A 25196-nucleotide genomic window follows, 5' to 3' on the forward strand; every position below is an offset into this window, starting at 1 on the left:
TGGTGGGGCGGTTGTCAAACTATGGCAGTGGTCATGAGCCGTTGGGTTGTTTAAAAACGTTTAAATATTTAAAAATGTTATGGGTTTGTCATTCTTAAACTGGTATGATTGAAAGATGTAATGCTATTTTTAGAGTGAAACAGGGGAATAAACATGGCGACGGATCAAAAACTTAATCGCACCATGACGTTAGTACCGGCAATCTCGACTGTGATGGGCACAGTGATTGGGGCCGGCGTATTTTACAAAGCCTCAAGTGTGGCGTCAGCTACAGGTTCAACTAGCATGTCGTTATTTGTTTGGTTGCTTGGTGGCTTGATTAGTTTAGCGGCTGGTTTAACTGGCGCTGAATTGGCAGCGGCTTTACCACAGACCGGTGGAATGCTTGTTTATATCGAGCGCGCATACGGTAAGTTGGCGAGTTATTTGCTCGGTTGGGCGCAAATCATTATTTATTTCCCAGCGAGTATTGCGGCTAAAGGGGTCATCTTTGGGACACAAGTCGCCAATCTATTGCATTTGGGCGCGGGCGCGATTATTCCTTCAGGCGTTGCCGCACTGGTCTCAGTTGCGCTAATTAACATGCTTGGTTCAAAGGTGGCCGGCCAGTTCCAAGCGGTGACTTTGTTCTGTAAGCTGATTCCATTGGCCTTGATTATTATCTTTGGGTTGTTGCAGCCAGGGGGCGTCGATGTGTCGTTGTTCCCCGTGACACCAGGACATGAAGTTGGTGGTTGGGCTGCTGCTTTGGGTGGTGGTTTGTTGGCCACGATGTATGCCTATGATGGTTGGATTCACGTCGGTAACATTGCCGGTGAAATGAAGCATCCTTCACGCGACTTGCCACGCGCAATTGCAGGTGGTTTGTTTGGTATCATGATTATCTATTTGCTGGTGAACTATGCCTTCTTGCATGCCTTGCCATTCCAAGACATTCAAGGTAATGAAAACACGGCGATGGATGCTGCCCAAGTCATTTTTGGTGGCTTTGGTGGGAAGTTAATTACCATCGGTATTTTGATTTCAATTTATGGCACGTTGAACGGCTTTACGATGACGGGTATGCGTTTGCCATATGCGATGGCCTTGGAAAACAGTCTGCCATTTTCAAATCAATTACTCAAATTGAACCGCTTTAAGATTCCGTATGTGGCGGGAATCTTTGAATTGATTGTGTCAATTGGCTTAATGTTTGTCGGTGGCTTTGACATGTTAACGGATATGTTAATCTTTGTCATCTGGATTTTCTACACGTTAGTCCTAGTGGCGGTCATTAAGCTCCGTCGCGATGAGCCGGACTTGCCACGACCATACCGTGTGCCACTTTACCCTGTTATTCCAATTATTGCTATTTTGGGTGGGGTATTCATTATTGTCATGACGTTGTTGACGCAGTTCCAATTGGCCATGAGCGGTGTGTTAGCCACATTGGTTGGGCTACCACTCTATTTCTACCGGAAACGGCATCAAAAATGAGATTAAGCAAAGCACCTGAGTTGTCAGGTGCTTTTTTGTTACACCCGACAACTCGGAACAAGCGTCAGGTTTGCTATAATGAAAGCAGTAGCCCATCGATTGAGATGTGCATTTGATAGAGGTAGATCATCATGACAAAAGTTAAATTTCATATTGCATCGCAAACCGAACTCGTTCTTGACCAAGACGCCCATGCTGGGGATGTGATTGATCTCACGGATGAACAAAATATCGATACAAGTATTGTCAACGGGAAAATTGCTGACATTTTAGAAGATAAATTAACGCAAGCACGGACAGAATGGCTTAAACAACAAGAAAAGCAAGCTGCCGTTGAGCTGGAAAATCACTTGCAAGCACAAAAACAGACCATGCAAGCTGAGTTGAACGAGAAGGCGCAACAAATTGTCGCGTTAGAGACCAAGTTAGATAATTTAATGCAGCAGAACGCCGCAGAATTGCAGTCTCAGCTCGTGCAAAAGGAGTTGGCTGTCCAAGACACCCTAGCTAAAAAAGACGCAGAAATCGCGCAATTAACGGCTAAAATCGACGCGGCCAAACAACAAGGGCAAGCCGAATTGGAAACCGCATTGGTTAAAAAGGATGCAGCCGTGCAAGCCGAATTGGCAACGAAGGATAAGAAGCTGGCGGAATTGACGTCGCAGTTGGAATTGACAGAACAAAAACAACAGTTAGAACTAACGAACGTGCAGAACCAATTTGAAGCGCAGTTAAAAGTCGCCCAAGAACAAATTGAATTCTATAAGGATTTTAAGGCACGGCAATCGACCAAGGAAATTGGCGAAAGTTTGGAACAATACGCGATGACTGAATTTAGCAAGATTCGGTCTTATGCCTTTCCTAATGCCTATTTTGAAAAGGATAATACGTTATCGGAAACCAACTCTAAGGGTGACTTTATTTTCCGTGATTATCAAGATGGGTTGGAATTTATCAGCATCATGTTTGATATGAAAAACGAAGCCGATACGACGGCAACCAAGCATAAGAATGCTGACTTTTTCAAGGAGCTAGATAAAGATCGCCGCGAAAAGAAGACCGAGTATGCCGTATTGGTATCAATGCTGGAAGCGGATAGTGACCTGTATAATACCGGTATTGTACAAGTACCAAACTATGAGAAAATGTATGTCATTCGCCCGCAATTCTTTATTCAGTTCATCGGGGTGTTACGTAATGCTGCTCTGAACACGGTTGCGTACAAGCAGGAACTTGCACAAGTCCGTGAACAAAACATTGATATCACGCATTTTGAAAGTGATCTGATGAACTTCAAAAATGCTTTCGGTAAGAATTATCAAAGTGCCTCAAATAACTTTAAAAAGGCGATTGAAGAAATTGACAAGTCAATTGCGCGGATGGAAGCTGTTAAAAAAGCCCTCACGACATCAGAAAACCAACTCCGCTTGGCGAACAACAAGCTAGAAGACGTCAGCGTTAAGAAATTAACGAAAAACAACCCAACGATGAAAGCGAAGTTTGACGCGCTTTTGGGGGAGTAGGCTAAAAGTTAACCATCAGTAAATTTGGTAAAATAGCAAAACAAAAAGCAACAAATCGTTGCTTTTTGTTTTGGCCTGTTTTGAGATAATTAGGCTATGAAATTGTATGAGTTAATTAAGCAAAAAAGAGAAAATAAAGGCTACACACAAGATGATGTCGCACGTTTTTTGAATGTCACACGACAAGCTGTTCAAAATTGGGAGAAAAATAAACGTGCGATTCCAAATGACCTACTAGCAGATTATTTTGGGTTTCTTGGTTTTAATGCGCATGAAATATTATCCGTATTTGGCTTTATTGATAGCGGTAATTTAATGATCAAGACGATTGATTACTCGAAAGACGCTATTAAAAATTTTGCAATGACTGCTCAAAATACGACCTTAACCAACTATCCAACAGTTTATTTAGGGATCGGAAAACGAACAAATGAACATACCAAGCGGACTAAACAGCTAGTTTATGTAGGCGAGGCGATTGCGATTGTGCGTCGAACAATTGAACACTTGGGTGCACAGGAAGATAAGCTTAATGAGATTAAGGCTGTTTCCGACGAGCACAACGAATCATTACACATTATTGGGCATTCAAAATTCAATAAATCAGCGACATTAGAAATTGAACAAATGTTCATGGACTACTTGTTAGGTGATGACAAGTTTGAAAAAATTTATAATGGTCGTAACAATGGTTTATCTAATGATTTTTATCAACGAGAAGCCTATCGGTCTGGCATTTTTCCTGAAATATGGGAGCGGCTACGTCAGGAAAATATTGTATCAAGTTTAGAATCTGTCAAAAATTCAGCCCTTTTTGCTAATAGTCCCTTTAAATCATTAAGTCCAGAACAAGAAAAGGCAAAAAATCGCATTGGTTTAACAATAGCAGAGACCTTAGTCAATGGTTGGGATAACAAGATTATTAAGATACAGGGGCTTGCGGGTTCTGGAAAGACTGTGCTGATGTCGCAACTTTTTTATGAAATTTGGCAAAACCCGTATCCGGTATTAAATCTGGATAAAAAAACCAAACATGATGCTACGGTTGTGCTACTAGTGCGTCATGAACAACAACGGCGCACCTATGAACAAATTGCGCGTAAATTAAATATGGGTAAAGATGTTGTGATGGATGTACCGACATTTATTAATAGAGGCGAACCGGTTGATGTTCTTTTGGTAGATGAGGCACATCTCTTATGGAGTGGTAATTACGGGCGTGTTAACAAAGCCAAATGGCAACCAGATTTACAGGCCCTACATGAATTAGCGCGTACAATGGTATTGGTTTATGATCCAAAACAGGTAACATCGGTGAGAAACAATATTAGTGATAATGATACACTATGGCAGTTGGTTAATGGGCCAGAAACGACAACCCTTTACTTGAAAAATCAGTGGCGGATACAAGCCAACCAAGAAACGCAACAATGGATTGAAAATTTAGCCCATTTTGAAAAAAATTCGTTGATTCTGCCACCAACTGATGAGACATATCAAATTAAATTTTTTGATAGTGCGAAAAATTTTAAAACTGCTATTGAAAAACAAAACGCAGCAGTTGGATTAAGCAGACTTGTAGCGACATACGATTGGCAATATTCGCAACAGTCAAGACCAAAAGATGGACAATATTGGACAGTAAATTTTGGTGGTGAAGTTGTTCCCTGGAATCTTGAATTACCGCAAGTTAAAGTAGCGCAAAATAAGCAGATACCGTGGCAAGAAATTGCCGAAAGTATCGGCGAAGTTGGTAGTGATTTTACAGTTCAAGGGATTGATTTGAATTATGTTGGTGTGATTTTAGGCCCGTCAGTTATTTGGAACGAAGCAACAAACGCGTTAGATATTGACGCTGATTATTCGTTTGATCATTCTAAAATGCGAAAACAAAACGGGACGTATAATACTGCCGAAAATAAAGCATTTCTAAAAAATGTTGTCAATGTTTTGCTGACACGCGGTGTACATGGCCTTTATATTTATGCTGTAAATGATGACTTGAGAAGAAAATTGGTTACGCTAAATCAGGCAACGATAGACTAAATCAGTAAAAAGACGGTATGAAATATCGGTGCTATGATGCAATTTTAGAGGAGTAATGCGAAATATTATAATAATGCGCCACCGCTTGTTAAAACGATTACAAATGTTATAATATAACCAATATTGACACGCAAAAACGATTAGCTTTTATCGTTGCTATTGACGGGGAGTTGTGATGACGCAGTTAGTATGGCCACTAATATTATTTGCTTTCGCAACAATTTTGGGCAAACGACTTAAGCATACGAAACCGATGCGGGTGATTTATCCCTATCGCGGGTGGCTGATTGTTGGCATTGGGATTATGTTATTTGGTTATACATTGTTGATGATGAGGCATCCTTTTGCACTACCGGTTTTGATATTCCCGATGTCATTTATCATTTTAGGCTTACTGACGTTAAGTAAAGATAGAAAATATGAAAAAACGCCAAACCTGAAAAATTAGGTTTGGCGTTTTTATGACGTTTAAAACAACATAAAAAGCCGCAACCGAAGTTGCGACTTGATATAGCTCGTGAGAGAATCGAACTCTCGATTCCGCCGTGAAAGGGCAGCGTCTTAGCCACTTGACCAACGAGCCATGGTCAGTGATGTCTGAATTACTATCAAACAACATATAATATCATAACAAGTTTCACGGCAGGCGTCAAGCGTTTTTTGCGATTTTTTTGAATTAATGACAAATTTTTTGAATAGCCTGTTGTTGCGTCTCGGGGAGGAGTGGCAGGAGTTCGCTTAATTGTGCTTTGAACTGCTGACGGCCACGAAAAGCGGCGAAACCGTTGGCATGTTGTATCGCTTGATAACGGGTGAGGTAGTCATTTGCTTGTGACTCGGCAACCTGTTGGATTTGGGCTAGTAATTTAGGATCTTGCTTGGCTTGGGCCATCAGCACGAGATCAGTTGGGGTGACATCGGGCAGCGTCAGGACTTGCGCAATTTCAAGTTGGGTCAAGGCTTGCTGGCGAAGCGCTGCGTCTAAGGTTAGTGTTGTCATGTATTGCTCCTGTTTAACGTCAAAAGGACTAATTAAACAAATAAAAAACGTGCTCGATATACGAACACGTTTAAAAGTGACGTATATCCAATTACAGTGGAGCACCTTGCCAAAAGGTAGGTTGCTGCTAGGTCAAAGTGTGTAATCACTCACTAGCTCTCGATATAACACGTGATTTAATTGTTGCAAGTAGTGTATCACAAGCAAAAAGATATTGTCAACAAAGGGAATAGTATGACGTTTCTTTGTTTGCATTTAGTCCGTTTCTGTTACGTGCGTTGTTAGCAAGCTAGCCACCACAACATAACTAACGCTGAAGTTAAATCTGGTAAAATAGTAAGGTAAGTAAATGAAAGGCAACTGACAACGCATGCCCAATTACCTGATACTCACGGAAAAGCCATCCGCTGCCGCCAACTTTGTGAAAGCACTTGGTGGCCAAACTGGCACATTTAACCAATTTAACTATAAAATTACCAATTTACGGGGTCATGTGATGACCTTAAAAGACCCTGAAGAAATGGTCGCTGATGCGCTGAAGCCACGCTACAAGTCCTGGCTCATTAAGCATTTACCTTGGGATCTGGCTGACTTTTCATGGGAACACACCTACATTCGGCAACGCAATTTCCGCACGGGGAAAATCGAGTCGACGAAACAATTGGTCGATGATTTAAAAAAAGAAACTAAAAACGGCTATGATGCCATTGTCATCGCCACCGACACGGACCCGTCGGGTGAAGGCGAGTTGTTGGCTTGGGAAGCGTTGGACGCCATCAAGTGGCGCGGTCAAGTCCTGCGGGCGAACTTTATGGATGAGTCCGTCAAAGGCATTCAAGCCGCGATGACGCAGCTTCGCGACGTGTCCGATAAGCAACAAGATGGCGACTATATTAAAGGGGAAAGTCGCAACCGTTGGGATTTTGCCTCGATGCAACTCACTCGTATCGCGACCACCGCGGCTAAAAAACAAGGTTTTAAGGTGGTCGCACGTGAGGGGCGACTAAAGTCAGTCATTGTCTGGCAAATCTATGCGCAACTAGAAGCGATTAAAAATTATGTTAAAAAGCCGTATTTTGAGGTGAAGTTCAAAGATCCCGCCGGCCACGTGTTTGGTCGAGTCACCCCAGAAGGGGATGTGATCCCTTGGCGCTTTCCAACAAAAGCGGCTGCGCAACAAGATTTGGCCCAATATCATGAGAGTGCGGTCGTCAATGAAAACCACCAGACACGAACGCAAGCCCCAGGAAAATTGTTAGATTTGGCTGGCTTAGCCGCCATTTTGGCACCGCGTGGCTTTTCTGCCCAAGAGGTGCTGGGCACGTATCAAAAGATGTATGAAGCCCAAGTGGTGTCTTATCCACGAACGGAAGACAAGACGGTCACACCAGAGCAATTTAATGAATTGTTGCCAAAAATTGATCAAATTGCCCAGGTGGTCCAAGTCGATACAGGGTTACTCACCCATCGGCAACCACGGCCAACCCATGTGAAAGCCAAAGGCGCCCACGGGGCCAACCGACCAGGGGAAAACGTCCCGACAACGTTAGCCAGTTTGGCCAAATTTGGGCCTAGTGCCTCAGCCATTTATGAAGTGATTGCCAAGAACTATTTGGCCATGTTAGCCGAAGATTATGTCTATGATCATGTAACTGCCAATCTGGCGGACTACCCAGACTTTAAAACGGCGTATAACGTGCCGATTGCGTTAAATTTCAAAGCAGTCTATGATGCCCAACGTGCTACAAAAGTTGAAGAGGATGCCGAAGAAGACGTGGCGAGTGGCCAGTTAGGGCCACTGGCGCAACCTTATTTGCACGAAGGTGCGAACAAGAAGCCGCAAGCGCCAACGACGAAATGGATCATGGCTTTTTTGGAGAAGCATAACGTGGGGACAGGGGCGACCCGCGTCTCAACTTTATCTGACATGAGCAAAGGCACCAAAGCTATGATTAAAGAAACACGTGGGAAATTGACCCTCACCGAAACAGGCAACGTGTCTGCGGTGATGGTGAAAGATACTTGGATTGCGTCACCGAAAATCACCAAACGGTTATTTGAAATGATGGATCAAGTGGGCCAATTTGAGATGACCATGCCAAAGTTACTCGAATCCGTGACCCAAGTGGTGACCCATGATATGCCAATCATGTTAGCCAATGCGGAACAATTAACGGCGCAACTTGGGCAGCCTAAACCAACACCAAAGCGCAAAGTCAGCGAGAAAATGACTGCCACGTTCAAAGGTGAAGAAATCACGTTTGCCAAAGAATGGAGTGGGCATGTCTTTACAGATGATGAACTGACCAAGCTGTTGAGCGGGGCAGAAATTAGCTTTGAAGCCAAGTCAAAGCGCGGTAAGTTGTACACAGCCACCGGTAAATTGGCAAAACAAACCTATAAAGGCAGCACATTTTACGGCTTTAAATTAAAGCCAAATCCCAAAAAAGCCTGATCTCATGATGATCAGGCTTTTTTTAGTCTTGGAATTCACCATCGGCGATGGCTGCTAATAAATCACGTGACGGAATGAAGAAGAGTTGGCCAGACAGAATGTCAGAAAACTGTAGCAAATAGTCCGACTTGTCGAGCATATTTTGTAACATGCCTTTTGTCACAGTCCAATGACGGGCATAGCCCATAAAATAAGTGCCGGTATTGTCCGAAGCAGGGTCAGAGTAAGGGACATTCATCCGAATAATCTTTTGTTCAACCCCATCAGGTTCAAACTTTGAGGCAACGTTATGTGCGTTTGGATATTTTTCGTCGTCCTCTAATTCAATATCAGAAAACTTTTCCCGACCGACCGCTTTTTCTTGTTCTTCAGTGGTTAGGTGGTGCCAAAAGTCCATATTATGCCGCCACTTTTGTGCAAAGGCGTAGGAACCATTGATAAATTGCGGATCTTCATCACCAATAATGGCATATTCGGCTGCATCTTCGACCGCAGGGGCTTCAGTGCCGTCGATAAAGCCAATAATAGCACGACCTTCAAAGTAACGGAATCCCTTGGTTTCATCGACGACAGTGGTAAAGTCCTTTAAGAAACGCATAAATTGGGTCTGTGCTTCATAAACAACCGCTTCGTTGCTGGCGCGAATGTGGAAGAATAAATCACCTTCACTCGCTGGCATACTATAATTTGGGCCAGTTAAAGTCTGATAAGTTTCCAATTCGGCTGGGATTGGTGCATTTGGGAAAAGATAAACCCACGCTTCACGGCTAAAGCCAAAGGCGACTTTTAAACCAGAAGCAGCTGATAAATGCGAATCACGAATTCGCAATGAGCGAATAATGGCTTGCGAGCGATCCGCAAATGCGGCAATCGCTGCTTGGGCCTGTTTTTGATCGGCACGCGTGAGCTTTAAAACAGTGAATTGTACGTGTTCACCAGCATCTTTCCAGACATCTTGGGCTTTGGTTGGGGTAATAGGCATGTGTGCGTCCTCCATTAATGACTTTATGTTCACAGTCAGCATACACCTTTTCAACGTCTTAATCAAGAATCATTCTAATTTACTTGATTAAATTTGGTAAAAAGTTTAGTATGAGAACAACACAAGCGACAGTTGAAAAATGAGGTAGGATATATGTTTAAAAACATCCGACAATTAACACCTTTTGCCATCATATTACTGGCAATTGCCTTTACTATGTCAATTAGTCAATCAACGATGACGACGGCATATCCCGTTTTAATGCGTAATTTTCAAGTTGATGCGGGGACGGTTCAGTGGTTAACGACGGGATTTATGGTAGCAATGACCCTCGTCATGCCGGTGAGTCCGTGGTTGTTGAATAATGTCACGTTGCGGACGTTGTTAAATGGGATTGTCGCTGTTTTTTTGGCGGGGACAGCGGTGGCCATGTTGGCTACACGGTTTGAAGGCATTATTATTGGACGCTTGCTAGAAGGGTTAGCTGTCGGTGCGTTGTTTCCAACTTTTCAAAGTGTCATTTTGGAAAATACTGCAACGGCTCAGCGTGGCGTGACCATGGGGGTTGTCGGCTTAGTCATGGGATCAGCTTTGGCCGTGGGGCCAATTATTTCCGGTGTCGTCCTCCAATGGGTTTCTTGGCGTGCGTTATTTGTGCTCTTTTTTGTCATTTTATTAGGCTTGATTGCGTTTGGACAACCCTTGATTCAAAATACCCATGTTATGCAACCGTCACGCTTCGACTGGCTGTCAGCGCTGAGTTTAATTGGTTTTGGTGGGGTTTTGTATGCGATTTCAAGTATTGAAACGCTGGGCATGAATTGGCTATGGTGGGCTATTTTGCTGGGAAGTCTTTGCCTGCTGACATTGTTTGTTGTTCGGCAACGTCAATTAGCACAACCCTTTTTAGACTTATCAGTACTCCGTTATCGCGGATATATCCCAGGCTTATTGCTAACGGGTATTTCATATTCTGGCTTGATTATCGCCACGGTGATCATGCCCTTATTCTATCAACGCGTTTTCAACATCACACCGATGTGGTCGGGGTTGTTGATGGTGCCCGCTGCGGTATTTTTAAGTCAGTTGAATCCACGTACTGGTCGGTTACTGAACCAAATTGGTTTGAAAAAGTTGGTGTACATTGGCATGGCCATGATGATGGTCGGCTATGCTGGCTTAGCGTTATTTGGAACACAATCGTGGGTTGTCGGCTTATTGGCAGCCTTATTGCTGGAAGGTGGGAATGCCTTTGTTATGATGCCGGCGGTGACGGCGGCTAACAATGTTCTCCCTGAGTCATTGGTGAGTCATGGCACTGCGCTAATTACGACCATGCGTCAAGTCATTGGTGCAGCTAGCGTGGTTGTGGCGACATTGTTGATTAGTCATTTCAACACCACGGTGACGATTGGGCAAGCCTTATCGCGCACATCCGCCTGGTTTATCTTGGTACCAGTGGCTGGTGTGTTATTGGCAACACAATTAAAACGTCATGAAGGTGACTAAAAAAAGCAAATCAATTGATCTGCTTTTTGATTAAAATTCGAATTGCCAGTGGGTTTGTTGCCAGGCTGCTTCCCAGAAGCGCCATTCCATTTCTAAACTGAACAGGAACGTTTGGGCAACGTGTTCAAGCTGTGTTGGTGTGAGTGACGCCACCGCTCGATCTAACGCTTCAAAACGCCAAGCGTTGTAATCCGGTGTATCTGGTGCCATCTGCGGTGCATATAATTCGATCCACTCTTTAAGTGGGTTGTCGGCGTTATTGGCACCTTGGTCAACGAGTTGCTCACCAATGACCGCATAACTCCACGCGCAAGGGAGAAGGGCTGCCAGGGCATCAGCGTAAGTACCATGGTAAGCCGAAGCATACATATGATCCGTATAACGCTTTGTTTCTGGTTCGCGTCGCCAATTTTCAATGGTATGGCCGGTAATTTCCAGCATCACTTGATGTGCGCGCGATTCATTTTGAACAAATTGGGCAGTGGTCAACAGCTGATTAATATCGTCAACATTATCGGTTTTGGTAATCGTCAAGGCGGTCACTTGCAAATAATCTTTCAGATAATGCTCGTCTTGTTCCACATAATAATTCAATACGTCATTTGGTACGGTACCAGCTGCGATGGCTTGAACGAATGGGTGTACCATAATGGCATTCATCATGGGTTGGGCGCGTCCTAAGAGCGCTTGTGAAAAGGTCATAACAATCTCCTTAATACCAACGGGGTAACAATAGTAGTTGGAAAATGATCAGAATGCATAAAGCAATGAGCCAATCGCGTCGGTTAATCGTGACGGTTTCCAGATGGGTACGTTGCGCCCCTTCAGTGAAACCGTGACTGACCATCCCCTCAGCCAAACTCTGTGACCAACGAATGGCAGACAAAATGGCTTTAAAATACAGTTGAGGATCCCAAACGTGCAATGTCATGCCACGCATTTGAGCGGCCACGCGAATTGTGTTAATTTGTTGCTTCACCGCAGGCATAAAATTCAATACACCAACCAAGGCATAAACAAAGGTGGGGCTTAAGTGCGCACGTTGCTCAAGGGTGGCTAAGAAAAGATCGCGTTCATCATTGAGCTTTAGCGTGAACAAACCACCCAGCCAGAGATAAGCGTACACACGGGATAGCATTACCCAAGCCATGTGGACATGATCACTGGTACCAAAGTACATCAGAGAGAACCAAGAGCCAAGACCTGGCAGGGCAGGTAGTAAGCACAGCCATAACCATTGTCGCCAACGTAAATGCAAAATCAGGTATAACAAGGCACTCACACCGATGACGATGAGATTAACTGTCACACTTTTAATGAAGGTTAATTCCAAAGCAATGACCATAATCACGCCAAATTTTATCAGTGGGTTCATGATGCGTCACCTCGAAAAGTTAGTTGCTGGTCTTCAAACACTAAGTGGTAGTCAAACCAATCCGTTACTGCGTGTAATTGATGGCTAATCATCACCACGGTTTGGTTTTGCTTGGTGGTCATGTCAGCGATGACAGCTAACAGTTGTGCCTGTGACGCACTGTCCAAGCCAGCCAAGGGTTCATCAAATAACAAAACCGGCGTGCCAGTCATGAGCATGAGCAATACTTGCAGTTTTTTTTGTTGCCCACCAGATAATTGGTAAACGATGTGCTCACGCACATGACTCAAATTAAGCTGTACCAAGATGTCATTGAGCAAATCGGCTGTCCAAATTTCTGGGAAACGGCTCATTTGCTGTGCTTGTGCCAATTCTTCTGCCATTGTCATTGCGACAAATTGCTGCTCGGCATTTTGGAAAACAAGGGCGACATCGCGAACGTGTTGTGCAATGCGGCGTTTAGCGAGTGATTGGTTTTGGTACAATATATCACCACCGTAAGGGTAAAGCTTCACCAAAGCCGAAAATAACGTTGACTTACCAACACCATTTGGCCCAGTAATCAGTGTGCGTTTGGCCTTGGGAATCGCGAGTGATGTTTCAGAAAGTAAGAGGCGATCACCATTGGTGAGGGTGACTTGATCTAACACCAAGTCGCCAATCACAGCGTCTGGTTGGGTGGTGTGAACGGTGGGTTGGATGGGCAATTGGGACAAAATCGTTGTTTTTTCGTCAGCTGATGCGGTGTGCAATCCCCCATCAGCCATCACGAAAACATCATCGATAACGTCAGCGTAACCGCTCCAATCATGATCCGCAATTAAAATTGTTTTGCCAGCTTGTTGATAGGCTTTGATCAACTGAATCAATTGCAGTCGCGACGTGGGATCCACGTTAGCAAATGGCTCATCAAGGAGTAAGAAATGGCTGTCTGCTGCGAGGACTGCGGCCAATGCCACCTTTTGTTTTTCACCACCGGACAAGGTCATCAAGTCATGCCACATGAAGTCACGCATGCCCACGCGGGTCAGGGCATCTTCGATGCGTGGCGTGATGTCTTCAGGTGCAACCTGGAGATTTTCTAGGCTAAAACGCAGTTCTTCAAACGGTGTCTTCATGACAAATTGGCGGGTGGGATTTTGGAAGAGATAACCAATATGTGCTACCCGCTGAAAAGGCACAATATCATGTACAGCATAGCCGTCCAAAATCAATGTGCCCGTCAATTCACCGCCACTAAAGGTTGGATAAAGACCGGCCAGGAGTTTAAGCAGGGTTGATTTACCACTACCACTTGGGCCGACAAGTAAATTCAAGCTACCAGGTTGTAACGTTAACGACACGTCCTTAAGAACCGGTACATCAGCGTAGGCAAAATTAACTTGTTGGACAACGAGATTAGTCACGACGTAAGACACCAGCTTTTTCAATCAGTTTTTGGATGGCAACGACTAAGACACCACCAAAGAAGAGGAGTGACACAAAACGTGTCAAGAACAAGGCTACAAGTAGGCCAATATGGTATGAGGCATAACCGTCACGGAAGAGTGACCAAATGAAAGTCACAATGGTGCCGGTAACGGCAGAAGCGAAAATACCGCGCCAATGCCAATCTTTATAACCGAGAAGCGCAAAACCAGCTTCACTACCAACACCTTGAACAAGGCCTGAAAGTAGTGTGGACACGCCCCATTGGCCACCAATTAACATTTCAACGGTAGCCGCAAATAATTCACCCAATACACCCGCACCGGCCTGACGGATTAACACACTCGCCAAAGGTGCTGCCATCATCCAGCCACCAATCAACAGATCATTGGCAAAGGGGGCCAACCCTAACGGTGTCAAAGCAGCCGCAAGGATATTATAGACGGGACCAAGTATCCAGAAAATAAAGCCGATGAAGACTGCGACAAAAGCCAGCAGTAACACATCGCGTAACGCCCAGTGTGGCCGTTTAGAATTTGAAATCGTTTGCATAATGAATATGCCTCCATAAAATTTTTGTAGTTTTGTATCTTATGTCTGGCATGGTGCAGTTTTGATGTGTCGGATAACGGCCAAATTTTGGCCAACAAAAAAACGCCTGGCTTTTTATGAACCATGCGTTTACTTAAAGACACACTAAAGCGCAATGCTCCCTTCGCTGGTACTAACCAGATCAGGTTCAATGGGTGTTTCTCAGCCAAATGGCACCCCAGATTGTTAAATATTCAACTACACGTTAAATTTAACATAAGTCAATCGTTTATGCAAACACTTTCATGAGCGTGCGGATGCCGTCATGTCATATCTTGTTTGAGAAATACTGGTATAATATGAGCAACGAGGTGAATCATGACAGAATATGAATTTGAAGTTGGGGTCATTGGCGCCGGACCAGCTGGTCTTGCAGCGGCGTATGCTGCGCGCGCTTTAGGCAAAAATGTCGTCATTTTAGAAGATTATTTATGGGGTGGGACGTGCCCTAATTACGGCTGCGATCCAAAGAAAATCTTGCTGGCGGCTGTTGAAGGGATTCATCGGCAATCAGCCCTGCAAAATCTTGGCTTGCGAGGCTTGTCAACGATTGATTGGTCAGCTTTGATGGCGCACAAACAGCGTTATGTTGATGCTGTTGAACCCCGTAAAATACGCGGACTTGATACGGCAGACATTACCCGTTTTTATGGTCGGGTAGCTTTTGTGAATGCCGATACGGTCACAGTTGGTGACACAGGTGACCGTATTAAAGCGCTTGATTGGGTTATTGCTACTGGACAGCGCCCAAAAACATTAACGTTTCCTGGGGCAGAATTGACGCAAGATTCAGAAGCCTTTTTGAACTTGCCAATGATGCCAGATGACGTCACGTTTATTGGCGCTGGGTATATTGGAATGGAGTTTGCCAACATTACGCAGGCTGCTGGCGCCCACACACGGATTGTGACCGCCGGACCGACAGCACTGCGGGCGTTTGATCAAACGTTAGTCCGTCAATTGATCACGGACATGCAAGAAACGGGCATTTCCTGGTACTTTAATGCAACGGTCCAACAAATTGAGAAAATGCCAACTGAACGTCTACTAGTGACATTGACCGATGGGACACAATTTGAGACAGGTCGTGTTTTTGTAACGGCTGGTCGGGTGGCCAATGCAGATCAATTACAACTTGAAAATGCCGGTGTGGTCTGGGATACGACGGAAATTCCGGTTGATGATCATTTGCGTACGTCAAACCCACATATCTATGCCATTGGGGATGTCGGCGGTTCACCAGTCCCTAAGTTAGTACCAACTGGGAACCATGAAGGCCGGTACGTAGCGCAAGCCATTGCTGGGTTAACCACTGCACCCATTACTTATCCAGCCATCCCAGTTGTAGTATTTGGTACCCAACATATTGCTCAAGTTGGCTTATCCGTTGAAGCAGGGCTGGCAAATGGGTATCGGGTAACTGATATTGATATGAGTCAAGTCATGCCATTTTATCGTTACAATGATACAGCGCGGGTACGAACAGTGCTCGATGATGCTGGCCATATCGTTGGGGCGAGCGTGATTGCTGCTGAAGCCGAAGAAGTGATTAATTATTTTGTCACAGCCATTAATGAACGGCGGACGTTGGCTGAAACCCAAGCTAACTTATATGCGTATCCGTCATTAGGATCAGAATTTGCAACGTTTTATTAAAAGCCATCGTCTAAGACGATGGCTTTTTTCGCTCATTTTGATCGCATTTTGACGTAAAAAAGGGCACAAAAAAAGCAGTCCGAAGACTGCTGCTAACATTGCCCCTGTTGGATTCGAACCAACGCATAGTGGCACCAGAAGCCACCGCCTTACCGCTTGGCCAAGGGGCAATTACTCTATATATTTTACAGACTTCACACAGATTTTGCAAGCCTCAAAACGGGCTTTGTCAAATCATGATTTATTGTTTATACTAGGGACATAATAAAGGGAGAACAATCATGGCATACGCAACTTATGAAAATACTGTCGAAAAACTCAAAAAGCACCGCATCACGATTCGCGGGATTGCGTTGATTGGGTATGAAAACCAACACCGCTATCAACCTGACTTGACGTTAGAACAAGTCGAAGAAGCGGTGGTTAGTATTTTGCATAAGCGTGTCGTGCAACATCAAATTTGGGTGGCTTTGGAATTGGATCGCTTGGCCGAAGCGCATTTGCTGGAATCACCTTTGCAAGATTTAGTTGAAGGGGACGATTCACTTTTTGGCGTGGATGAAACGTTGGGGACAGCCATTGCGATGTCTTATGACACCATTGGTGTGACCAATTATGGTTACATTGACAAAACAAAAGTTGGGTTAGTAGGCGAATTGGATCGCTTGGGGAAAACAACGCCAGCCGTCACCACTTTTGCAGATGATATTGCTGGCGCTTTAGCAGCTGCTGCGGCCTCAAAAATTGCGCATAACTATGCGAGAAATATTGTGACGAACTAGGCACACACCATTTAACGCTACGGCGTTTTATTTTGATTTGCAAAATCGGTCTATACCAATTATAATGAGGGTAGTTAGAAAAAGGAGGCAGTGTCTAAGCAGATAAATTATTCAATGTGTGTATTTGAATAATGATGATACTGTGACACGTATAATCATGGTAAAATTATTGAAAAATATTGATCTTTACACAGGATACAAGCACATGCCAGATGCGTATATCCGTTTTTCTGATACGATTTTAGATGTCGGTTATATGGCAGATTTTGTCCCTGATGCTGAAGATACAGTCATTGAGGAGGCCAGTGGCCGATTAGTGGTACCCGGTTTTATCGATGTGCATAAGCACGGTGGCTATGGTTTCGATACGATGGACGGGGATCCCGAGAAGCTTAATGAAATGGTCAACTTGATGGTGACCGAAGGGATTACGTCACTCTTTCCCACAACCATGACGCAATCCCCAGAAAATATTGAGCGCGCTTTGGTGACGATTGATCAAGTGACGAAGACGAACCCCGTGATTCAGGGGATTCATTTGGAAGGTCCATTCATTAACAAGGTCTTCATGGGCGCTCAGCCAGAAGAATACATTGTTGATCCGGATACTGAATTGCTCAAAAAGTGGTATGCTTTATCTGGTGAACGGATTCGCTTAGTGACGTATGCGCCCGAAAACGGTGGCATACCTGATTTTGAAGCCTTTATGTTGGCACATAATATTCGCCCATCAGTCGGGCACTCCAATGCAACACGTGAACAATTGACCCATTCACGCGCGACTCACGTGACGCACCTGTACAATGCGCAACGACCACTCCACCATCGGGAACCAGGCGTGACGGGCCATGCGATGCTTGAATCATCAATCACGGCGGAATTAATCGCTGATGGTTTCCACATCGCCCCTGATATGCTAGAATTGGCCTTTCGTTTGAAGGGGCCTGAACAGTTAGAACTCATTACGGATTCCATGCGGGCTGAAGGCCTTGGTGACGGTGTTTCTGAACTTGGTGGTCAAAAAGTAATCGTGAAAGATAAGCAAGCCCGTCTTGAAAATGGCCATCTCGCGGGTTCGGTGTTAGCTTATGATGATGCATTCCGTAACATCCAAGAAATGACATCTGCTGATATCCAAGCTGCTGTTCAAATGAGTTCAGTAAATCAAGCCCGTGAATTTGGGTTGACCCAAAAGGGCGAACTTGCGATTGGCAAGGATGCTGATTTTAATTTATTTAATAAGGAAGATATGCAATTATTGGCGACGTATTCATTGGGTCGTCGATTTGCACGGAAGAATTAATGACAAAACCTGCGACACCACGTTACATCCAAATTCATAATCAAATTAAAGCCCGCATCGAGGCAGGGGAATGGCAGTCACATAAGCGACTACCAGCCGAACGTGAATTGGCGGCAGCTTTTAATGTGTCACGAATGACACTACGGCAAGCTGTACAAACACTCGTTGACGAAGGTTTATTGGAACGTAAAGTTGGGTCTGGGACGTATGTCGCAGAGCAAAAAGTTTCAGAACGTGCCTTAGGCATGACCAGTTTTACGGAATTGATGGCGGCAACAGGACGCGTGGCGCGTACGAAAACGGTGAGTTATAAAGTCACATCACCATCAGCCTCTGAAATGACCCATTTACAACTGACACAAAACGATGAAGTCATTGTGATGGAGCGGTTGCGTATGGGGGATGACGAACCCATTTTGCTTGAACGGACAACGGTGCCAGCCAAGCTCGTGACGAATTTTTCTAAGCATGACCTGACCGAATCATTATATGTGACGTTAGGCAAGGCTGGCGTGCAACCAGGTCACGCAGAACAAACGATTTCAGCCAGTTTGGCCAATGAACGCCTGGCAGAATTGTTACAAATTAAGCGTGGGGATGCGATGCTGACGGTTCGTCAAGTCTCTTTTGACCAAAATGATCGACCGTTTGAATATGTCCGTTCCTATTATGTGGGCGAACGTTTTGAATTTACATTGACGCGATAACGTCAAAAGACTAGCTGATGCTAGTCTTTTTTAGTGGGTAGAAAAATCAGGATGAGTGCAGCACTCATAAAAGGTAACGGATTTATTGCAAAAATAATAAAAATGCTAATACGCGAGGTATTAGCATTTTTTATAAGCGACTATATTGGATAAGCGTGCTTATTTATGGCTTAACTTTTTAGCGAGGTAATCCCCCACCACTTGGACAATCAAGACAAGAATCAAAACAAGAATTGTGGCAAACCAGGTCGTATCTGTGGCAAAACGGTTATAACCATAAGAAATGGCCATGTTACCCAAACCACCAGCACCAATGGCACCCGCCATGGCCGTCAAACCAATTAAACTAATGAGTGTGACAGTTGAGACACGAATGATTTCTGAACGGCCTTCACGCAAGTAAACGCCGAAGATGATATCCCAAAATGAGGCGCCTACAGATTGTGCGGCTTCAACAATACCGCCGTCGACTTCTGATAAAGCGACTTGCACTTGGCGCGCATAGAAAGGAAAGACACCAAGTGACAACGGTACCAACGCTGCGGTTGTCCCGATTTGTGTGCCAACCAAGAGCTTCGTAAACGGCGCAATGGCGGCCAGCAAGATAATAAACGGTACGGCACGGAAGATTGAGACGATTTTATCTAGCAGCCAAAAGAGCGTGCGATTTGGGGTGATCCCGTTAGGTGCTGTAATCACCAAGCCAACCCCAAAAATCAGGCCAAGCAAACCGCCAAATAGCGCAGACCAGAAGGTCATAAAGAGTGTTTCGTTAATAGCCGTTAGCCAACCAGTATCACCAGTCCAGCCTTGATAAACCACATTTGGAAATGTCTGTGCGAACCATGTCTGCATGATTATTGCCCTCCTTTAAGGATTTCGACTTCAACGTGATGATCAGCTAAGGTTGAAATCGATGCTTTAATTTGTTCAGAGGTTCCTGATAGAATCACCAGTAGTGAGCCAACCGGTGTATCTTGTAAGACTTCGATGTTACCGTACAAAATATTGGCCGTCACATTGAAATCACGGAAAAGCCCAGCGATAAGTGGTTCATCGGTTGTCTCGCCGACATAGGACAAGCGGACAAAGATTTCGTTGGGTTGTAAGTTTTGTACCATGGGTTGAGCTGTAACTGTCTCAATCGCCTTATCAATGTTCGTCGCCGTTTCGATGAATTCTTTTGTTAATTGTTCCTTTGGTTGGGCAAAGATATCTAACAGTGAGCCATGTTCAATGATTTCACCATTTTGCATGACCGCGACTTTATTGGCGATTTCTTTGACGGCCTGCATTTCGTGGGTGATGAGCACAATTGTCAAACCAAATTCTTGGTTGAGCTTTTTGAGCAAGGCCAAAATTTGATTCGTTGTCTTGGGATCCAGTGCCGAAGTGGCTTCATCGGAAATTAAAATTTCAGGATCATTGGCCAAAGCGCGGGCGATGGCCACACGTTGCTTTTGACCACCAGACAATTGTGATGGATATTGTTGCGCGCGATCAGATAAGTCAACCAATTCAAGGAGCTCAGCCACTTTTTTAGCTTTTTCTTTTTCAGATAGTGGGCTGTGTTGGAGGGCAAACGCCACGTTTTCTGTTACCGTGCGTTCGTTTAGCAAGTTGAAATGTTGGAAAATCATGCCAATTTTGCGTCGGCGATCACGGAGTTTTTGGCTAGAAATACGGGTAATTTTACCGGTCTTATCATCACTTTGAAAGAAAACTTCACCGTTGACGACCACAGAACCACTGGTTGGTTCTTGTAGAAGGTTAATGACACGTACTAATGTTGATTTACCAGCACCTGAATAACCAACAATGCCGTAAACGTCCCCCCGTTCAACATGGACAGAGACGTTGTTTACCGCAGTAATCGTCCGTTTTTTTTGATGGAAAGCGACAGTAATATTGTCTAATGCAATAATGGGTTGACTCATTCATTTACTCCTTTAGTTGAGATGCTTGATAACTCTTAATTAAAGCTTTGACGGCATCAATATGTTGGTCATAATCAACCAAACGAATATGCTCGTTTGGCGCATGGTCGAGGTTATTGGCATAACCAACGCCAAGGCTGGCAATTGGGGCCTGCAAAGCCGCATAAATCGTTGCCATTGGACCCGTGCCAGGTGATGTCGGCATGACCACGGGTTCTACCTGATAATAAGCTTTGGCCACAGAGATGACCCGTTGAATTTCTGGGTCAGACATATCGCTGCGATAACCAGCTAACCCTAGTGTTTTGGTAACGGCAATATCCGCAAAACCTTGTGCAGTCAAATGATCAGCAATGCGTTGTAACGTGATGTCAGGCGACATATTGGGGACTAAGCGCGCTTCTAATTTAGCTGTGGCAGTCGCAGGTAAGACAGTTTTAACACCTTTATCATTATACCCTGAGATGATGCCTTGGACATTAAGGGTTGGTTGGAAATACAAGGTTTCTTTTAAATCTTGGCCGTTACGGTCTGTATAAAGTGGCACTTTTAAGCCGTGTTGTGCCACTAAATCTTCTCGTGTTAAAGGTAACTGGCCAATTAAAGCCTTTTCACGTGCGTTTGGTGCGATGACTTCATCATAAAAATGCGGTACGGCAATATTGCCTTGTTGGTCAAATAAAGCGGCAATGGCTTGTGATAAGCGGATAGGGGCCGAGTCAACAACAGCCGACAATGATGAGTGTAAGTCGCTATCTGCTGTGTTAGCGGTTAATTCAAAGGTCACAATGCCTTTATTCCCGCCATAAATTTCGACAATGTCGTCCGCATTTTTACCACCAGATTCCCAAAGCACTAAATCAGCCGCGATGGTGTTGGCATGTTTTGCCAAATATTCTGGTAAGTGTTGTGAGGCAGTTTCTTCGGCGCCTTCGACGATAAAGATGATATTAACCGGTAAGGTTTGGTCATTTTCTTTTAAATACTCGGCAACTGCCGCTAGACGCGCAGTTAAATTGCCTTTATCGTCGTCAACACCGCGGCCATATAGTTTACCATCCCGTGCTGACAATGTCCAAGGCGCCGTCGTCCACAGGTCAAGTGGTTCGGCGGGTTGGACATCATAGTGGTTATAAATCACAAGGGTCTTGGCATCGGGTTGGTCACTGGTGAATTCAGCCAGTACAAAGGGGGCAAAATAGGTGTCATCGTAGGTTACTTTAGCACCAAGTTGGCGAAAAGCGTTGGCAATCGTTGTGGCTGCTTCGGGTAGTGACGCTGCCTGAGCGGAAACACTCGGAATGGCCACAAGTTCTTCAAGTAAAGTGAGGTAGTCTTGTCGGATTGTCATATGTGTTCTCCCGTTAAACATATGTACCTGTAAGCAAGCTTACAGATGGTGATGATTTGTGGTTACTTCTTGTAATCCCAAACGGTAATTTCGGCATTACCGTAGTACTTTTTCACTAATTCTTTTGTTTTCTCAGTTTGCAATGACTTGACCACGTCCTTGAGGATTTGCTTATCTTTATCCTTTTTGTTGGCCGCGATAAAGTTGAAGTATTGTTCAGAATTCTTATTCAAACTTTCAACGAAAATGGCTGAATCAATGTTCAAGTGTGCTGACTTGGCATAGTTGGTGTTGACGACCGCAGCGCCAACTTGAGGATCTTTTAGGGATGCTGCTGTTTGTGAGCCATCAACTGGGGTGATCTTCAAATGCTTTGGATTTGAAATAATGTCTTTTGGTGTGGCTTGGGTCGTATCTTTGAGCTTGATAAGACCAGCATCGGCCAACAAATGGAGACCACGGTTTTCGTTTGTTGGATCGTTGGCAATGGTGATTTGGTCACCATCTTGAATATCACTAACTTGCTTATACTTATCTGAATAAATGCGCAGTGGTGTCGTCCAAGTGTCACCAATTGCGACAATATCTGTTTTATATTGCTTATTCCAGTTTGCCAAGTAAGGGTAGTTTTGGAAAGCGTTCAAGTCAATTTCTCCAGCAGACAAGGCCTTGTTAGGTTGGAGATAATCCGTGAACTTCTTGGTCTTTAAGGTGATACCGTACTTCTTCTTGGCGGTTTCCTTGACCGATTGCCAAATTTCGTCCTCGTTCTTGTCACCAGCCATGACACCAATTGTGACCGTTTTGTTGGCCGTTTCTTTGCTGTGACCACCAAAACTAAAGTAAGCACCTACGGCAATGGCTGCAACAGCAACACCGCCAATAATCCAATTCTTTTTTTGACTCATGTGACAATCTCCTTTATAACGGGGGTGGATGGTTAGCGAATTATTCGCTGATCTGAACGTCCCATGCTAACTGATGTGACGCTCAGATCAGTAAACCAATCGTTACTGATCAAACTTTACTTAGAGAAATCTTTTCCCCAAGCGGCGAGTTCGGCGCCGTCATAAACCTTATCGATAACAGCTTTTGTGGTTTGTGTTTGGTAAGCCTTAACAACATCTTTGAGGGCTTGTTTGTTCTTATCTTTTGCATTAACGGCGATAATGTTGACCCATTGATGAGAATCTTTGTTGATGGGTTCAACGAAAATGGCCTTCTTATAATCCAGACCAGCAGTATCAGCGTAAGTCCCGTTAACCACGGCACCTTGCACATCTGATAACGCACGCGCTGTTTGGTCAGCGGCTAATTCCTTAATTTTTAAGTCTTTTGGATTCTTAGTAATGTCCTTGACAGTTGCTGTTTTCAGACCTGGCTTCAAATCAATGAGGCCGGCGGCCTTCAAAATGTAGAGGGCACGACTTTCATTTGACGCATCGTTAGGCACGACAATCGTATCGCCAGATTTGAAATCTGAGACATTTTTATAGGTATTACTATACAAACGAATTGGTGAAATAACCGTGTCACCAAGTGCGACGATCTTGTTACCCGTTGCTTTGTTAGAAGCATCAAGGAATGCATAATGTTGAAAGGCGTTAATATCAATGTCGCCATTGGCAAGGGCTTTGTTTGGTTGGTTATAATCTGAAAATTCTTTGAATTTCAAGGTAATGCCGTAATCCTTTTTGGCTGTTTTAGCCACTGATTGCCAAATTTGGCTATCTTGCTTGGAACCAGACATAATACCGACAGTGACCACTTTGCCGTCAGTCTGTTGGGCTGGCTTACCAAAACTGGCGTAGCCAATGCCGCCAATGGCCACAATTGCGGCACCACCAATTAACCAATTTTTTACTTTACTCATGTGTTATTCTCCCAAATGTTGTCATGAATGATGTGATTTTAGAAAAGACAGATCAGTCTAATAGGGACAAAAAAACCGCCTCTGTATACCTAAATACAGAAGCGGCTAAAAAAGCGCGTTACCATTCTGAGTTGTCGGTCAATATTACTATTGACTTGCTCACTAACCATCGGGCATCGGGAGATGATCCTAGCCGAATGGTGTGCCCAGTAACGAGGGCCAAACCGTTGCCGACTAAATGGTAAACCAATTCGCCGACACCAATCACAGGTCATTTTCACAATCTCACGCACGCTAATTTTCATCAACCATTAGCTTTCTGGGCTTTGCTCAAGTGCTACTTTTCTGTTCAACTTGTTTATTTCTAAAATCGTTAAGTTTTATAATACGCACTGGTTTAATATTTGTCAACACCTTTTTTTGAAAAATCAAAAAGTAATGTGAAAATCGTGAGTAAAATCACGCTAGAGCCAATCAACGTGTAATGATCAAAGAGGTACACAAAGCAAGTTGAGACAAACGCGCCAACCAAAAAGGCTAAGACAATGAGGGCAAACAACCACGCGTCGTGCCGGGCTTGCCGGTCTTTGGTGTAAAAGAAAGTCATCAGGTTAGCGCCAACATTGCGGAGATTACCAGTTGACATCACACTGGTAAAGGGCAAACCTTTAACCTTAGGAAAAGCGTCTAATTGGATAGCTAAAAAGAAGGACAGTAACGTGATATAAAGGGTACTTGAGATATAAGGACTCAAGCACACAACGAGCAAGACGCCAAAAGTTTCGACAAGTAGGCTGTGTTGTTGTTGCGAGAGTTTCCCAATCTTGAATTCCCGTTTGAGAATACCGTTAAAAGCAGCGCCTAATACGAAAAAAATAATGGGTAAAATAAAGCTTTGTGCGGCAGTAAATTGCCCTTTGGCCAGTAAGAAGCCGGCTTGAATAATATTACCTGTTTGTAAGCTGGCAAAACGCTCGCCGTGATATTGAAAGGTATAGGCATCGACAAAGCCAGAATTAGCTGCTAAAAGGAGTGCGATATAGAGACGCTCATGAATCGGATGAGTCGGTTTTTTTGACATAAAATAAAGCGGCACGCAATTATAACTGCCAATGACAGTGATCGTTGCGTGCATCCTTCCAATGATTTTTATCATTCTATTTTACGCTATTTTCAGGGTAAAAGACATTAAATTCTGTCTC

Annotated in this window: 22 protein-coding genes, 2 tRNA genes, 1 pseudogene and 1 riboswitch; of the genes and pseudogenes, 11 read left to right on the forward strand and 14 right to left on the reverse strand. The window is 44.2% G+C overall.

Annotation, left to right across the window (positions count from 1 at the left end; translation table 11 throughout):
• Positions 1–153 precede the first annotated feature (153 nt).
• The 5 genes and pseudogenes from A9176_RS04060 (at position 154) to A9176_RS04075 (ending at position 5493) form a co-directional block, all read left to right on the forward strand.
• On the forward strand, positions 154–1476 hold the full coding sequence (locus A9176_RS04060) for an APC family permease (RefSeq protein ID WP_029509556.1): 1323 nt from the start codon (positions 154–156) through the stop codon (positions 1474–1476).
• Between the two features lie 131 nt (positions 1477–1607).
• A complete protein-coding gene (locus tag A9176_RS04065; protein WP_077282175.1) occupies positions 1608–2999 on the forward strand; it encodes a DUF2130 domain-containing protein in 1392 nt (463 codons plus the stop codon).
• A 96-nt stretch (positions 3000–3095) separates the two neighbouring features.
• A pseudogene (locus A9176_RS09045) lies at positions 3096–3248 on the forward strand (helix-turn-helix transcriptional regulator); the annotation flags it as partial.
• Between the two features lie 66 nt (positions 3249–3314).
• On the forward strand, positions 3315–5045 hold the full coding sequence (locus A9176_RS04070; protein WP_242943243.1) for a DNA/RNA helicase domain-containing protein: 1731 nt from the start codon (positions 3315–3317) through the stop codon (positions 5043–5045).
• Positions 5046–5220: 175 nt separating this feature from the next.
• Positions 5221–5493, forward strand: a complete 273-nt coding sequence (locus A9176_RS04075) for a hypothetical protein (protein ID WP_077282177.1) — start codon at positions 5221–5223, stop codon at positions 5491–5493.
• Between the two features lie 63 nt (positions 5494–5556).
• Here A9176_RS04075 and A9176_RS04080 read toward each other — a convergent pair.
• Positions 5557–5628, reverse strand: a tRNA-Glu gene (locus tag A9176_RS04080).
• A 93-nt stretch (positions 5629–5721) separates the two neighbouring features.
• On the reverse strand, positions 5722–6045 hold the full coding sequence (locus A9176_RS04085; protein WP_068851720.1) for a hypothetical protein: 324 nt from the start codon (positions 6043–6045) through the stop codon (positions 5722–5724).
• Between the two features lie 370 nt (positions 6046–6415).
• On the opposite strand from A9176_RS04085, the gene A9176_RS04090 reads away from it, so the two are divergent.
• A complete protein-coding gene (locus A9176_RS04090) occupies positions 6416–8500 on the forward strand; it encodes a DNA topoisomerase (protein WP_077282178.1) in 2085 nt (694 codons plus the stop codon).
• A gap of 22 nt (positions 8501–8522) precedes the next feature.
• On the opposite strand, the gene A9176_RS04095 is transcribed toward A9176_RS04090, so the two are convergent.
• Complete coding sequence (locus A9176_RS04095) at positions 8523–9482, reverse strand: Dyp-type peroxidase (RefSeq protein ID WP_077282179.1); 960 nt, start codon at positions 9480–9482, stop codon at positions 8523–8525.
• A 153-nt stretch (positions 9483–9635) separates the two neighbouring features.
• On the opposite strand from A9176_RS04095, the gene A9176_RS04100 reads away from it, so the two are divergent.
• The gene (locus tag A9176_RS04100; RefSeq protein ID WP_077282180.1) at positions 9636–10991 is read left to right on the forward strand and encodes an MFS transporter; all 1356 of its coding nucleotides are present in this window, start codon (positions 9636–9638) and stop codon (positions 10989–10991) included.
• A gap of 30 nt (positions 10992–11021) precedes the next feature.
• On the opposite strand, the gene tenA is transcribed toward A9176_RS04100, so the two are convergent.
• From tenA to A9176_RS04120, 4 genes are read right to left on the reverse strand one after another with little or no spacing between them, the layout of a single operon-like run.
• Positions 11022–11693 carry a thiaminase II gene (tenA, locus tag A9176_RS04105; RefSeq protein WP_068851732.1) on the reverse strand — a complete coding sequence of 224 codons (672 nt, stop codon included), beginning with the start codon at positions 11691–11693 and terminating at the stop codon, positions 11022–11024.
• Between the two features lie 10 nt (positions 11694–11703).
• Positions 11704–12366 carry an energy-coupling factor transporter transmembrane component T family protein gene (locus A9176_RS04110; RefSeq protein ID WP_068851735.1) on the reverse strand — a complete coding sequence of 221 codons (663 nt, stop codon included), beginning with the start codon at positions 12364–12366 and terminating at the stop codon, positions 11704–11706.
• A complete protein-coding gene (locus A9176_RS04115) occupies positions 12363–13772 on the reverse strand; it encodes an ABC transporter ATP-binding protein (protein WP_077282181.1) in 1410 nt (469 codons plus the stop codon). The genes A9176_RS04110 and A9176_RS04115 overlap by 4 nt, the downstream gene beginning before the upstream one ends.
• Positions 13765–14346, reverse strand: a complete 582-nt coding sequence (locus A9176_RS04120; protein ID WP_029509570.1) for an ECF transporter S component — start codon at positions 14344–14346, stop codon at positions 13765–13767. Before A9176_RS04120 ends, A9176_RS04115 begins: the two co-directional genes overlap by 8 nt.
• A gap of 140 nt (positions 14347–14486) precedes the next feature.
• A riboswitch (TPP riboswitch) is annotated at positions 14487–14576 on the reverse strand.
• Positions 14577–14703: 127 nt separating this feature from the next.
• Between A9176_RS04120 and A9176_RS04125 the strand changes: the two genes are divergently transcribed.
• Entirely contained in the window at positions 14704–16041 is a 1338-nt protein-coding gene (locus tag A9176_RS04125) for a dihydrolipoyl dehydrogenase family protein (protein WP_068851741.1), read from the forward strand.
• A gap of 98 nt (positions 16042–16139) precedes the next feature.
• Here the strand turns inward: A9176_RS04125 and A9176_RS04130 are convergent.
• Positions 16140–16211, reverse strand: a tRNA-Gln gene (locus A9176_RS04130).
• Between the two features lie 111 nt (positions 16212–16322).
• Here A9176_RS04130 and A9176_RS04135 point away from each other — a divergent pair.
• The 3 genes from A9176_RS04135 (at position 16323) to A9176_RS04145 (ending at position 18833) form a co-directional block, all read left to right on the forward strand.
• Positions 16323–16823, forward strand: a complete 501-nt coding sequence (locus tag A9176_RS04135) for a phosphatidylglycerophosphatase A family protein (RefSeq protein WP_019041383.1) — start codon at positions 16323–16325, stop codon at positions 16821–16823.
• A 157-nt stretch (positions 16824–16980) separates the two neighbouring features.
• The gene (gene nagA, locus A9176_RS04140) at positions 16981–18126 is read left to right on the forward strand and encodes an N-acetylglucosamine-6-phosphate deacetylase (RefSeq protein ID WP_077283232.1); all 1146 of its coding nucleotides are present in this window, start codon (positions 16981–16983) and stop codon (positions 18124–18126) included.
• Entirely contained in the window at positions 18126–18833 is a 708-nt protein-coding gene (locus A9176_RS04145) for a GntR family transcriptional regulator (protein ID WP_077282182.1), read from the forward strand. The genes nagA and A9176_RS04145 overlap by 1 nt, the downstream gene beginning before the upstream one ends.
• 159 nt (positions 18834–18992) lie before the next feature.
• Here A9176_RS04145 and A9176_RS04150 read toward each other — a convergent pair whose 3' ends face one another.
• The 6 genes from A9176_RS04150 to A9176_RS04175 all read right to left on the reverse strand — a co-directional run bounded on the left by A9176_RS04150 (position 18993) and on the right by A9176_RS04175 (position 25075).
• Positions 18993–19688: a methionine ABC transporter permease gene (locus A9176_RS04150; RefSeq protein ID WP_077282183.1), complete on the reverse strand. Its 696-nt coding sequence runs from the start codon at positions 19686–19688 to the stop codon at positions 18993–18995.
• A gap of 2 nt (positions 19689–19690) precedes the next feature.
• Positions 19691–20770, reverse strand: a complete 1080-nt coding sequence (locus A9176_RS04155; protein WP_077282184.1) for a methionine ABC transporter ATP-binding protein — start codon at positions 20768–20770, stop codon at positions 19691–19693.
• 4 nt (positions 20771–20774) lie between these two features.
• Complete coding sequence (locus A9176_RS04160) at positions 20775–22121, reverse strand: M20/M25/M40 family metallo-hydrolase (RefSeq protein WP_077282185.1); 1347 nt, start codon at positions 22119–22121, stop codon at positions 20775–20777.
• Positions 22122–22183: 62 nt separating this feature from the next.
• Positions 22184–23029 carry a MetQ/NlpA family ABC transporter substrate-binding protein gene (locus A9176_RS04165; RefSeq protein ID WP_077282186.1) on the reverse strand — a complete coding sequence of 282 codons (846 nt, stop codon included), beginning with the start codon at positions 23027–23029 and terminating at the stop codon, positions 22184–22186.
• A gap of 116 nt (positions 23030–23145) precedes the next feature.
• Positions 23146–23994, reverse strand: a complete 849-nt coding sequence (locus A9176_RS04170; RefSeq protein WP_077282187.1) for a MetQ/NlpA family ABC transporter substrate-binding protein — start codon at positions 23992–23994, stop codon at positions 23146–23148.
• A gap of 397 nt (positions 23995–24391) precedes the next feature.
• A complete protein-coding gene (locus A9176_RS04175; RefSeq protein ID WP_077283234.1) occupies positions 24392–25075 on the reverse strand; it encodes a YoaK family protein in 684 nt (227 codons plus the stop codon).
• Positions 25076–25196 lie beyond the last annotated feature (121 nt).

It is taken from the genome of Leuconostoc garlicum (genome assembly GCF_001998805.1).
GTDB lineage: Bacteria > Bacillota > Bacilli > Lactobacillales > Lactobacillaceae > Leuconostoc > Leuconostoc lactis.